Raw genomic sequence first — 12859 nt, forward strand, 5'->3', positions numbered from 1 at the left:
CCGCGTTACAGAAAGTTCGTCGATTGCCATTGCCGTAAGAGATATTTCATCCTACCGTGAGGGTCGTCGCCCAGTGGAAGGAACCCGATGAGCACCAAGGTCCGCTTCAGGAACCTGGCCGAGGCCGAGCGCCTGGCCAAGCGTCGGCTGCCCCGTGCCGTGTGGCTGGCCGTCAAGGCCGGCAACGAGCAGGGCTGGACGCTCGACGAGAACCTGCGGGCGTTCAACGAGCTGGGGTTCTCACCCACCATCTTCGACCGGCCCACCACGTTCGACACGCGGACCAGCATCCTGGGCCTCGAGGTGGACTTCCCGGTGCTGGTCTCCCCGGTCGGCGCCCAGGCGATCCACCCGGACGGCGAGGTCGGCGTGGCCCGGGCCGCGGCCCGCGCCGGGACGGCGATGGGGCTGAGCTCGTGGGCGTCGGACGCGGTCGCCGACGTGACCCGGGCGAACGACAAGACGCTCTTCCAGCTCTACTGGGTCGGCACGAAGCCGCAGATCGAGGCTCGCGTCGAGGCGGCGCGCGCCGCCGGCGCGAAGGCCCTCATCGTCACCCTCGACTGGTCGCACACCCCGCGCCGCGACTGGGGCGTCCCGCCCGCTCCTCCCAGCGACATGGGGCTGCGGACGATGGCGAACCTGGCTCCCGAGGCGCTGTCGCGGCCCCTGTGGTTCGCCAGCTACCTCCGCCGTGGCCGGATCCCGGAGCTGAAGGTCCCCAACCTGTTCGAGGCCGACGGCACGGTGCCGTACTTCGGCAAGGCGTGGTCGGAGTTCGAGAACACCCCGCCGCCGACCTGGGCAGACGTCAAGTGGTTGCGCGAGCTGTGGGGCGGCCCGTTCATGGTCAAGGGCGTCAACACCATCAAGGACGCCAAGATGTCGGTCGACCTCGGCGCCGACGCCATCTCGCTCTCCAACCACGGCGGCAACAACATCGACGGCAGCCCCTCGCCGCTGCGCTACCTGCCGTACGTCGTCGAGGCCGTGGGCGACCAGGTCGACGTCATGGTCGACGGCGGGATCCGCCGCGGTTCGGACGTTGTCAAGGCCGTGGCGCTCGGCGCCAAGGCGGTGTTCGTCGGGCGTGCCTTCCTCTACGGGCTCGCCGTGTCCGGCGAGGAGGGCGTCCACGAGGTCCTCCAGATCCTGCGCCGCGGGATCGAGGAGACGATGTTCGGCATCGGGCACAGCAGGCTCTCGGACGTGTCCCGCGACGACCTGATGTTCCTCAACCCGCACTTCCTCGTCCCCCCGGCCAGCTGAGCGAACGAACAGAACCGGAGCAACTGATGGCACGCATCATCGTCGTGGGCGCGGGCAGCGCCGGCTGCGTCGTGGCCGCGCGGCTCAGCCAGCACCACGGCCACGAGGTGGTCCTGCTCGAAGGCGGGCCCGACCACGCCGGCACGGACGTCGGCACCCGGCTGGCATCGGCCAACTGGATCGACGCCATGGGCGCGACCGCGGCGTTCGACCCGGACCTGCTCGCGACCCGGCTCGCCACCGACGCGCCGCGGCAGTACCACCGCGGGCGCGGTCTCGGCGGGTCCGGCTCCGTCAACGCGATGCTGGCACTACCCGGGCTGCCGCGCGACTACGACCGGTGGGCCGAGGTCTACGGGCTCGACGACTGGTCGTGGTCGGCCGTCGAGGGCACGTTCCGCGCCCTGAAGCGCGACCTGGTCGCCACCCCGCCAGCGGGCTACACGCCGACGGACCGTGCGCTGGTGAGTGCCGCGGCGGAGCTCGGGCTGCCGAGCGACGTCGACACCCACACCCCGCAGGACGGCGCCGGCACCCTCTGGCGCCACGCGGACCGCACCGGACGGCGCTCGAGCCTGGAGACCTACCTCGCCCCGGCCCGCGACCGCCACAACCTGCTCGTCCGCACGGACGCCCGGGTCGACCGGCTGCTGGTCGAGGACGGCGACGTCACCGGCGTGCTGCTCACGGACGGCTCCCTGCTCCACGCCGACCAGGTCGTGCTGAGCGCCGGCACGATCGAGACGCCGGCGATCCTGCTCCGCAGCGGCTGCGACCGCCCCGGTGTCGGCAAGGGGCTGCAGGACCACCCGGCGGCCTCGATCATGCTGGCGCTCAAGCCCGGTCACCAGGACGTGCGTGCCGGGGAGTCCTGCATCAACGCGGTGCTGCGGCTCTCATCGCAGGTCGCGGAGGGCGACATCCACATCCTCCCGATGCAGGGGGCGCTGTCGGTGAGCTCGCCCCAGCACCACGCCGTCGTGATGGCGGCCGTGATGACGGTGACCTCCACGGGCGAGGTGCGGCTCGATCCCGAGCGGCCGACCGGACCGCCCGTGATCGCCGAGCGGATGCTCACGACCGAGCGCGACCGCGCCGTGATGCGCGAGGCCATCGGGCACGCCGTACGCCTGCTCGAGACCGAGGCCTTCCGGGAGATCGTCGAGGAGGCGTTCATCGACGCCGACGGGACGCCCGTCTCGGCGCTGGACGACCCCGACACCTACGAGCGCTGGCTCGCCGGATCGGTCGGTGACTACTTCCACGCGGTCGGCACGGCCCGGATGGGGTCGTTCGACGACCCGGGAGCGGTGGTCGACCAGCGCGGCCGGGTCCACGGCCTGGACCGGGTGCGGGTGATCGACTGCTCCGTCATGCCCGAGGTCCCCGCCGCCAACACCCACCTGCCGGCGGTGATGCTGGCCGAGCGGCTGAGCAGCGCCCTGCTGGCCGACCTCGCGACCGGGACCCAGCGCGGCCCGCTCGCCCACCACCAAGGAGGGACCCGTGTCCACAGTCTCTGAGCAGCTCGACCAGGCCGCCACGTGGCGGCGGGCCGAGGCGTCCGTGCCCCGCGGAGTGTCGTCGGGTCACCGGGTCGGCTGGCAGCAGGTCTTCGTGCGCACCCAGGGCGCCTACATCTGGGACCAGGAGGGCAACCAGTACGTCGACTACCTCAACGCCTGGGGTCCGATCGTGCTCGGGCACAGCGACCGCCGCGTCAACGAGGCGGTCCTCGCCGCCGTCAACACCTGCGACCTCACCGGCGTCGGTCCCCAGGCCGGGGAGATCGAGCTGGCGGAGAAGATCTGCGAGGTGATGCCGTCGGCCGACAAGGTCGCGTTCTGCACGTCCGGCACGGACGCCACGATGCACGCCGTCCACGTCGCCCGTGCGGCCACCGGCCGCCTCAAGGTCCTCAAGTTCCACGGGTCGTACCACGGCTGGAGCGACCACGTCGCGGTCGGCAGCTCGCGCAAGGACCTCACGGCGACGTCGGCCCTGAACACCCCGAACGGCGGTGGCCTGCACCCGGCGGTCGTCGACGACGTGGTCGTGGTCGAGTGGAACGACGAGCCCGGGCTCCGTGCCGCCTTCGAGCAGCACGGCCACGAGCTGGCCGTCGCGTTCGCCGAGGGCTACGTGCACAGCTTCGGCTGCGTCCCCGCCGCCCCCGGCTTCCTCGAGCTGCTGCGTGATCTCTGCACGCGACACGGAGCCGTGCTGGTCTTCGACGAGATCAAGACCGGCTTCCGGGCGGCCATGGGCGGCTACCAGTCGATCTGCGGCGTGACCCCCGACCTGACGGCCTTCGGCAAGGCGGTCGCCAACGGGTACTCGCTCGCGGGCCTCGCGGGCTCGGACGCGCTGATGGGCCACCTCGGTGCCTACAGCAAGAACGAGGCCACGATCGACGGCACCTTCAACGCCTCGCCGTACGCACTCGCGGCCGCGAACAAGACCCTCGAGCTGATGGAGTCCGACGACGTCTTCACCACCCTGTACGCCCGGGGGGCGCAGATGCGGGCCGGCATCCAGGCGGCCATCGACGAGACCGGCGCACCCGCGACGGTGACCGGGCTCGGCTCCGAGTGGTGCGTCTACTTCCGTCAGGAGCTGCCGACCAACTTCCGCGAGGCGATGGAGTCGGATCCGCACCTGTACGGCCGCTACCACGCGTCCCTGCTCGCCCAGGGCGTGCTCGAGCCCGCCTTCCCGACGGGCGACCGACGGCTCAACGCCTCCACCACCGAGGCCGACGTGGCCTCCACGATCGAGTGCGTCCGGGTCGCCCTCCGAGCTGCGATCAGCTGAGCTCACCGCACGGCACCACCCACCTCTCCACCCCTTCACACACCTAGGTAGGACAGATGCTCTCCTCAGCGCGCCCATTTTCGGGCCGGAAGGCGATCCTCGCGGCAGCCGCCGTGGCCTCGCTGGTCGTCACTGCCGGCTGTTCCGACAGCGCATCCGACAGCTCGGCGAGTGACGCCGACGTGATCACCATCGGGTTCGCCCTCAGCCAGAGCGGCAACATGGCGCCCTTCGACGTGGAACCCGGCAACGCCGCCATGCTCCGCATCAAGCAGATCAACGCCGACGGTGGCGTGGACGGCAAGCAGATCAAGACCGTCGTCAAGGACGTCCGCTCCGACCCCGACACGGTCGGCACCGCGGCCACCGAGCTGGTGGCGGACGGCATCGACCTGCTGGTGACCCCGTGTGACTTCGACCTGAGCGCCCCGGGCGCGGCGGTGGCGCAGGCGGCGTCCATCCCGTCGGTGTCGATCTGCGCGGGTGACCCCAAGATGGCCGACACCACGACCCTGGGTGACTACGTCTTCTCGGCCAACGCGGGCAGCGATGTCGAGGGCGCCACGGGCGCGGCCTGGGCCGACGCGCAGGGCTGGACCTCGGCGTACCTGCTCCAGGACGAGAGCATCGAGTACACGAAGTCGGCCGGCCGCTACTTCCAGGCGGAGTTCGAGGAGCTCGGCGGCACCGTCGTCGGGAATGACGCCTTCCCGGGCGGTGACAACGTCAACATCAGCAGCCAGGTCGCCCGGATCAAGGGCCTGGCGACGAAGCCCGACTTCGTCTACGTCGCCAGCTGGAACCCGGGCGGCGCCACGGCGATCCGCCAGCTGCGCGAGGCCGGCGTGGACGTGCCGGTCGTCGGCCCGGCCGCGCTCGATGGCCAGGTGCTGCTCGACATCGTCGGCGACGGCGCCAGCGACGTCTACTACACCGGGTTCGCCTGCTACGTGTACTGCACCGGTGCCGACTCCGCCGACCTGGACACGTTCGTGGCCGACTACGAGGCGGAGTACGACTCCAAGCCGGCCTCGAGCTACGCCCTCCTCGGCTACAACATGGTGTCGGCGCTCGCCGGTGCACTCGCAGACGCCGACTCGCTCGACGGCGCCGACATCAAGGCGGCGCTCGAGAACGCCGGTCCGGTGTCGACGCCCATCGGCGACGTCCAGTACTTCTCCGACACCTGCCACAAGATCATCGACATGCCGCTCTCGGTGGTCGAGGTCGACCACGGCGCGATGAAGTACGTCGACCAGCAGCGCGTCGACAGCATCCCGGACATCGGCGACGAGAACGCCTGCGCGTCATGACCGACGCCGCCCAGCTCTCCCGCCGGTCATCCGTTCTGCGGATGGCCGGCGGGGGGATCCACTTCGACGGCGTCAAGGCCGTCGACGGGGTCACCCTCGAGGTTCGCAGCGGCGAGGTGCTGGGGCTGATCGGCCCGAACGGCTCCGGCAAGACCAGCACGCTCAACCTGCTCAGCGGGATGCTCCGCGCCACGTCCGGGCGGATCCACCTCGACGACCACGACCTGACCCGCTCGTCGATGCGGCAGCGGGTGCAGCGGGGCGTCGTACGCACCTTCCAGAGCGGCCGCGTGTTCGGCCGCCTCACGGTGGCGGAGAACGTCGAGGCGGCCGCCCTCGGAGCGGGGTCTCGCCGCGGTCCCGCTCGGCGGCTGCGCGACGAGATCATCGACGAGCTGAGCCTCGGCGAGGTGGCCGCCACTCGCGCGGACAGCCTGACCGCCGGTCGGATCCGCACCACGGCCATCGCCCGGGCGCTCGCCGCCCGCCCCCGGTTCCTCCTCCTCGACGAGCCGGCCGCCGGGCAGAACGAGGCGGAGGCCGTCGAGCTCATCACCTCCATCCGTGGCTTCGCCCGGCGCCGTGACTGCGGGGTCCTGCTCGTGGAGCACGACATGTCCGTGGTGATGGGCACCTGCGACCGGCTGCACGTCCTGGACAGCGGCCGGACCGTGATCGAGGGCGAGCCCGCCACGGTCCGCAAGGATCCCCGCGTCATCGAGATCTACTTCGGGAAGCGACACTGACATGGTCCTGCGCATCGATGATGCCTACATCCAGTACGGCGCCTCCGTCATGGCGGTGCAGGGCTGCTCCCTGCACGTCGCCGAGGGCGAGCTGGTCTCCCTCATCGGCCAGAACGGCGCGGGGAAGAGCACGCTGGTCAAGGCCGTCATGGGCCAGGTCCCGCTGCACGGCGGCACGATCACGGTCGACAACCGGTCCGTCACGGACCGGACCTTCTCGACGGTGCGCAACCGCATCTCCCACGTCCCCGAGGACCGTGGCATCTTCGCCAGCCTGACCGTCGGCGAGAACCTGCGCCTCGGCGGGATCACCCGCAAGGACAAGTCGGCCCTGGCGGCCGACCTCGAGCGAGAGCTCGAGCGGTTCCCCGTGCTCCGCAAGTACTGGAGCAGGGGAGCGAGCCTGCTCTCCGGCGGTGAGCAGCAGCAGCTCGCCATTGCCCGGGCACTGCTCCTGAAGCCCCGGCTCCTGCTGCTCGACGAGCCCACCCTCGGGCTGGCGCCGATCATCGTCGACCTGATCTTCGACGTCGTGGTTCAGCTGCGCCAGGAAGGCATGACGATCCTGCTCGTCGAGCAGAACGCCGTGCGCTCCCTGGAGGTCTCGGACCGTTCGTACGTGCTCCAGGCTCCCGGGAAGGTGCTGGGCAGCGGCTCGGCAGCCGAGCTCGGGAAGCTTCCCGCCGTGGTCGAGTACCTCGGCTTCTCTGCTGCCGAAGTGGGTGTCGCCCGATGATTCTCGAGTTCCTGATCTCCGCGGTCGGCCTCGGTGCGCTCTACGCACTGCTGACCATCGGCGTCGCGCTGCTGTTCGGCGTCCTCGGCCTGATGAACTTCGCGTACGGCGAGATCGTCATGGCCGGCGCCTTCGCGATGTACCTGTTCCGCGACCAGCCGTGGTTCGTCGCCCTGCTGATGGCGATCGTGTTCGCGGTCGTCGTGGCCCTCCTGAGCGAGCGGCTCGCCTTCCACCCCTTGCGTAACGCCGACCCGGTCACCCTGATGATCGCGTCGTTCGCGGTCAGCCTGGCCATCCAGAGCCTCGCCCGGATGACGGTGCTGCCCCGCACGCGTGGCGTGCCGCCCGAGGACTTCCTCTCCCACCGGGTCGACCTCCTCGGCGCCGACGTGAGCGTGCTGGACCTGCTCACCCTGGCCCTGTGCGGCGCCATGCTGGTCGCGGTGGCGTGGATGATGGGCCGCACCAGCCTGGGCATCCAGCTCCGGGCCGCGGCCGAGGACTTCCAGATGGCCTCGAGCCTGGGCGTCCGGGCCAACCTCGTCATCCCGAGCGCGTTCGTCACCGTTGGTGTCCTGGCCGCGATCGGCTCGGCCGTGCTGGTGGCGCGGCAGGGCGCCGTCTCGGCGGACATGGGGCTCCAGCCGATGCTGATCGGCGTCGTCGGCGCCGTGCTGGGCGGCATGAGCAGCCTCAAGGGCGCGGCCCTCGGTGGCTTCCTGCTGGGCGCGGCGACCGCGCTCCTCGAGTCCCTGTTGCCGACCGACCTCATCGCGTTCCGCGACGCGTTCCTGTTCTCCGCCCTGATCGTGGTCCTCGTCGTTCGGCCCCAGGGCCTCCTCTCCGGTGCGAAGGTGCGTGTCTCGTGAAGAAGCTCGGTCCCGTCACCCGCACCGTCGAGACGCCCGTGCTGCTCGTCGGGCTCGTGCTGCTCGCCGTCCTCGTCGGCGTCGGCGGCGACGTCACCATCGCGCGGGTCGCCACCCTGGCGATCGTCTCGGTCGTGTTCGTCACCGGGCTGTCGATCTTCTCGGCCAACTCCGGGGTGATGTCCTTCGGGCACGTGGCGTTCATGGCGGTCGGCGCCTACACCACGGCGTACCTCACGATCCCGGTGAACCTGAAGGCCGCGCTCTTCACGGACCTGCCCGGCTGGCTCTCCTGGCTGGTCGACGTCCACGCCGGCTTCCTGGTCGCCCTCGTCGTGAGCGGCCTGGCGGCCGCGGCGGTCGGCGTGCTGACCTCGCCGATCGTGGCGCGGCTCAGTGGCCTCCAGTCCGGCATCGCGACCCTCGCCCTGCTGCTCATCGTCTACAACGTCCTGAACAGCTGGACCGACGTGACGCGTGGGTCGTCGAGCATGATCGGCATCCCGCGCAACACCACCATCTGGCTGGCCTTCGCGGTCGCAGCCGTGTCGATCGCGGCGGCCTGGGGCTACCGTCGCTCGCGCAGCGGACTGCAGCTCCAGGCCTCACGCGAGGACTACTGGGCGGCGCAGGCGTCCGGGATCGCGGTCGGTCGGCACCGGGCGCTCTCCTGGATCCTCAGCGCCTTCGTCTGCGGCCTCGCGGGTTCGCTGTACGCCGGCTACCTGACGTCGTTCAACGTCAACGCGTTCTTCCTCTCCGCGACCTTCGCCTTCATCGTGATGGTGGTGCTCGGCGGCTACCTGTCGCTGAGCGGGGCCGTGATCGGTGCGCTCGCCGTGAGCGCTCTCCAGGAGGTGCTCCGCCGGCTCCAGGACGGCCAGTTCACGGGAGGCAGCGCGCTGCCCGCCGGGACCGCCGACCTGATCCTCGCGGCGGTGCTCCTGCTCGTCCTCATCATGGCGCCGCTCGGACTGATGGGGGTCCGAGAGTTGAGCCTGCTCCGACGTCGCCCGGTGTCGGGCGAGCGCCCGGACAGCGGAGTCGAGGTCGTCAGCGAACCCCTGGACCGGGCGACGCAGGGCGTCGCGCGAGGCTGACTGCTCGCGACCCGTCGGCCTCGTCGGCCGGCGGGTCTTCGCGCGCCGGGAGCGGCGCGCGGGCCGTCACTCGACGGCTTCCTCGACGAGCTCGAGCCGGGCGATGCCGGCGGTGCCCAGGCGCTCGGCGACGCCGGCGACGATGCTCTCGGTGACGGCCATCGAGGCCACGAGCGAGTCGAACGGCGACGCCGAGTCGACGCGGGCCGGCAGCACCACCTTCGCGACCTTGGCGATGGGCGAGAGCCAGTTGTCGGTCATCAGGCAGACGACGGCGCCGCGCGCCGCCATCCGCTCGGCGAAGACCAGGTTCTGGTCGGTGTAGCGGCGGTAGTCGTAGATCACCAGCACGGTCCCCGGGCCGGCGTCTGCGACCGTCGTACGCCGGTCGATCTCGTCGTCGGCCCCGACCCCGTGGACCCCGGACCTCAGCAGACGCAGGTGGGCGACCAGGTAGTCCGCCACCGAGCGGCTGAACCGGCCGCCGGTGACTCGGATGTCCCGCGCCGGGTCGCACAGGAGTTTGACGGCCTTCTTGAACTCGGACTCGGGCAGCTCGGAGTAGGACGCCAGCAGCATCTCGGCGAAGGCTTGGTGGGTCTCGGGGAGGATGCCCAGCGCGGACGGGCCGCCCTTCTCGGGGTACTGCTTCAGGGGCGAGCCCAGCTCGCCGTTCAGCTCGTGCACGAGGGCGCGCTGGAAGGCCGGGAACCCCGTGAACCCGAGCCGGGTCACGAAGCGGACCACCGTGGGCGGGCTGACTCCGGAGATCTCCGCGAGGTCGACGACCGTCGTCAGGCCGGCGGTGGGGTACTGCGCCATCAGGGCGCGGGCCACCTTGCGTTCGCCGTTGCTGAGGTCGTCGAGGGTGGACATGAGCAGCTTGCGCACGGAGGCGTGGCCGCCCGGGATCTCACTCACCATTAGATTTTACCAAGATTCACTAGGTTGAGTAACTTTTGTTACAGAGTCCCCTGGTGGGTTCCTCTCAACCCATGTGCGGGTAGCCGTGCTCGGTCGCGGGGACGAAGGTCTCCTTGATGGAGCGGGGGCTGGTCCAGCGGAGCAGGTTGGTCGCGGCTCCGGCCTTGTCGTTGGTGCCCGACGCGCGTCCGCCGCCGAACGGCTGCTGCCCGACGACGGCGCCGGTGGGCTTGTCGTTGACGTAGAAGTTGCCGGCCGCGAACCGCAGCCGTTCCGAGAGCCGGTGCACCAGGGTGCGGTCGGTGGCGAGGACGGCGCCGGTGAGGGCGTACGCCGAGACGGACTCCAGCTGGTCGACCACCTGGTCGAGGTCCTCGTCGGCGTACACGTGGACGGCCAGGATCGGACCGAAGTACTCGGTCGAGAACGCCGGGTGGGCCGGGTCCTCGATCTCGAGGACCGTCGGGCGGACGAACCAGCCCCGGCTGTCGTCGTACTTGCCGCCGGCGATGACCTGCACGCCCTGGTCGGCGTGGGCGTCGTCGATCACCGCACGGTGCTTGGCGAACGCCCGGGCGTCGATCACCGCTCCCATGAACTGGGTGTGGTCGCGCACGTCGCCCGCATCGAGACCCTCGGTCGTCGCGACCAGATCGCTCCGCACCTGGGCCCAGAGGCTCCGCGGCACGTAGGCGCGGGAGGCGGCCGAGCACTTCTGCCCCTGGTACTCGAAGGCGCCGCGCACCAGCGCCGTCCGCAGGGCGACGGGATCCGCACACGGCGTAGCGAGCACGAAGTCCTTCCCGCCTGTCTCGCCCACCAGCCGCGGGTACGCGTCGTAGTCGTCGATCCGCGCCCCCACCTCGCGCCACAGGTGGCGGAACGTCGCCGTCGAGCCGGTGAAGTGGATGCCCGCGAGGTCCGGAGCGCCGAGCACCACGTCACTGACGGCCAGGCCGTCGCCGGTGACCATGTTGATGACCCCGGGCGGCAGTCCGGCCTCGGCCAGGATCTGCATCGTCAGGCTCGCGGCGAGCTGCTGGGTGGGAGAGGGCTTCCAGACGACGGTGTTGCCCATCAGGGCCGGGGCCGTGGCCAGGTTGCCCGCGATCGCGGTGAAGTTGAACGGCGTGATCGCGTAGACGAAGCCCTCGAGTGGGCGGTGGTCCGTCCGGTTCCACACGCCGGGGCTGTTCGCGATCGGCTGCTCGGCCATGATCTGCCGCGCGAAGTGGACGTTGAAGCGCCAGAAGTCGATGAGCTCGCAGGCCGCGTCGATCTCGGCCTGGTGGCTGGTCTTCGACTGTCCGAGCATCGTGGCCGCGACCAGCCGGGCCCGCCACGGCCCGGCCACCAGCTCGGCCGCGCGCAGGAAGACCGCGGCGCGCTCGTCGAAGGGCAGGGCACGCCACGCCGGCGCCGCCGAGCGGGCCGCATCGACGGCGGCCGCGGCGTCGCTGCGGGTGGCGTTCCGGCCTGTGCCGAGCAGCAGGGCGTGGTCGTGCGGTGCCCGGACCTCGAACGCCTCGCCGTCACCGACGAGCGGCCGCCCCGCGACGATGTGCGGGAGGTCCGTCGCCACCGACGCGAGATCCGCGAGGGCCGCGTCGAGGGCGTCGCGCTCGGGGCTCCCGGGCACGTAGTCCAGCACGCGCTCGTTCACGGGGGTGGGCACTCGGGTGGTGGCGTCCATGGGGGCTCCTGGCATCACGACAGCGGAGAAATATCTATTACAGACTAGCCTAGTTGACAGATATTGGTACAAATTGTTCTACTAGACGAGATGCCGACGCGCCCGGATGCTCGAGCACGCAGTGAGAGGTGGAGACCCGTGACCACGACTGAGAGTGACGTCGCGACGTCGACGTCGGCGCACATCGAGCAGACGGAGCGGTACGCCGCGCACAACTACCACCCGTTGCCCGTGGTCGTCGCCGAAGGCAGCGGCGCCTGGGTCACCGACGTCGAGGGTCGGCGCTACCTGGACTGCTTGGCGGGCTACTCGGCGCTCAACTTCGGCCACGCCCACCCGCGCCTCGTGGCCTGCGCCACGGAGCAGCTGCAGCGGCTGACGCTGACCAGTCGGGCGTTCTACAACGACCAGTTCGGCCCGTTCGTCGAGGCCCTCGCGGGACTCACGGGCAAGCAGATGGTGCTGCCGATGAACTCCGGCGCCGAGGCTGTCGAGACCGCCATCAAGGTGAGTCGCAAGTGGGGCTACCAGGTCAAGGGTGTGGCTCCCGGCGCTGCCACCATCGTCACGATGCAGGGCAACTTCCATGGCCGCACCACGACGATCGTGAGCTTCTCCGACGACGACGAGGCGACCGCCGACTACGGACCCTTCACGCCGGGCTTCGTGAGCGTGCCGTACGGCGACCTCGCCGCCGTGGCCGAGGCAATCGACGACACAGTGGTCGCCGTGCTCTTCGAGCCGGTGCAGGGCGAGGGCGGCGTCGTGATGCCGCCGGCGGGGTTCCTCCGTGGCCTCCGTGACCTCTGCACCGAGCGCGGCGTGCTCATGGTCGCCGACGAGATCCAATCCGGCCTCGCTCGCACCGGGCGCACGTTCGCCTGCGATCACGAGGACGTCGTGCCGGACATCTACATCCTCGGCAAGGCACTGGGCGGTGGCCTCTACCCGGTGTCCGCGATCGCCGCGGACACTGATGTCCTCGGTGTCGTGCAGCCGGGCACCCACGGCTCCACGTTCGGCGGCAACCCGCTGGCCGCGGCCATCGGGCGCGAGGTAGTCGAGATGCTCGCCACCGGCGAGTTCCAGGCGCGCGCGCGGTCTCTCGGAGAGCGGCTGGAGCGCGGCCTCGCGCCGCTCGTCGGTGCCGGACTGCTCGCCGTTCGGGTCCGCGGGCTGTGGGCCGGAGTGGATGTCGACCCAGCACTGATGACCGGCCGGGAGGTCTGCGAGGCTCTGCTCGAGCGGGGCGTGCTGGCGAAGGACGCGCACGGCTCGACGGTCCGCTTCGCGCCCCCCATCGTGGCCAGCGAGGACGACATCGACCTGCTGGTCAAGGCGCTGCACTCCGTCCTGGACGAGCGCTGCCCCCTCCGAGCCGCCCGGCTCTAG

Annotated in this window: 11 protein-coding genes; 9 read left to right on the forward strand and 2 right to left on the reverse strand. The window is 70.8% G+C overall.

The features are described from left to right. The first annotated feature begins 87 nt into the window (after positions 1 to 87). From mftD to N538_RS24940, 8 genes are read left to right on the forward strand one after another with little or no spacing between them, the layout of a single operon-like run. Positions 88 to 1269, forward strand: coding sequence for a pre-mycofactocin synthase MftD (gene mftD / locus N538_RS0111155; RefSeq protein ID WP_028637377.1), 1182 nt, complete (start codon positions 88 to 90; stop codon positions 1267 to 1269). 26 nt (positions 1270 to 1295) lie between these two features. Next, positions 1296 to 2792 carry a GMC family oxidoreductase gene (locus N538_RS0111160; protein WP_028637378.1) on the forward strand — a complete coding sequence of 499 codons (1497 nt, stop codon included), beginning with the start codon at positions 1296 to 1298 and terminating at the stop codon, positions 2790 to 2792. Then, a complete protein-coding gene (locus tag N538_RS24935) occupies positions 2776 to 4083 on the forward strand; it encodes an aspartate aminotransferase family protein (protein WP_028637379.1) in 1308 nt (435 codons plus the stop codon). Before N538_RS0111160 ends, N538_RS24935 begins: the two co-directional genes overlap by 17 nt. A 56-nt stretch (positions 4084 to 4139) precedes the next feature. Continuing rightward, positions 4140 to 5396, forward strand: coding sequence for an ABC transporter substrate-binding protein (locus N538_RS0111170; protein ID WP_028637380.1), 1257 nt, complete (start codon positions 4140 to 4142; stop codon positions 5394 to 5396). Continuing rightward, positions 5393 to 6142 carry an ABC transporter ATP-binding protein gene (locus N538_RS0111175; RefSeq protein ID WP_051549186.1) on the forward strand — a complete coding sequence of 250 codons (750 nt, stop codon included), beginning with the start codon at positions 5393 to 5395 and terminating at the stop codon, positions 6140 to 6142. The genes N538_RS0111170 and N538_RS0111175 overlap by 4 nt, the downstream gene beginning before the upstream one ends. Position 6143: 1 nt before the next feature. Further along, positions 6144 to 6878 (forward strand): ABC transporter ATP-binding protein, encoded by a 735-nt coding sequence (locus N538_RS0111180; protein WP_028637382.1) that lies wholly within the window; start codon positions 6144 to 6146, stop codon positions 6876 to 6878. Further along, the gene (locus N538_RS0111185; RefSeq protein WP_028637383.1) at positions 6875 to 7750 is read left to right on the forward strand and encodes a branched-chain amino acid ABC transporter permease; all 876 of its coding nucleotides are present in this window, start codon (positions 6875 to 6877) and stop codon (positions 7748 to 7750) included. Before N538_RS0111180 ends, N538_RS0111185 begins: the two co-directional genes overlap by 4 nt. Beyond that, positions 7747 to 8850 carry a branched-chain amino acid ABC transporter permease gene (locus tag N538_RS24940; protein WP_081790430.1) on the forward strand — a complete coding sequence of 368 codons (1104 nt, stop codon included), beginning with the start codon at positions 7747 to 7749 and terminating at the stop codon, positions 8848 to 8850. Before N538_RS0111185 ends, N538_RS24940 begins: the two co-directional genes overlap by 4 nt. Before the next feature lie 66 nt (positions 8851 to 8916). Here N538_RS24940 and N538_RS24945 read toward each other — a convergent pair whose 3' ends face one another. Continuing rightward, on the reverse strand, positions 8917 to 9771 hold the full coding sequence (locus N538_RS24945; RefSeq protein WP_197025307.1) for a MurR/RpiR family transcriptional regulator: 855 nt from the start codon (positions 9769 to 9771) through the stop codon (positions 8917 to 8919). 67 nt (positions 9772 to 9838) lie between these two features. Further along, entirely contained in the window at positions 9839 to 11467 is a 1629-nt protein-coding gene (pruA, locus tag N538_RS0111200) for an L-glutamate gamma-semialdehyde dehydrogenase (RefSeq protein WP_028637384.1), read from the reverse strand. A 138-nt stretch (positions 11468 to 11605) separates the two neighbouring features. On the opposite strand from pruA, the gene rocD reads away from it, so the two are divergent. Continuing rightward, positions 11606 to 12859, forward strand: a complete 1254-nt coding sequence (rocD, locus tag N538_RS0111205) for an ornithine--oxo-acid transaminase (RefSeq protein WP_028637385.1) — start codon at positions 11606 to 11608, stop codon at positions 12857 to 12859.

Origin of the sequence: Nocardioides sp. URHA0032 (assembly GCF_000620645.1) — a bacterium.
Classification (GTDB): Bacteria; Actinomycetota; Actinomycetes; order Propionibacteriales; family Nocardioidaceae; genus Nocardioides.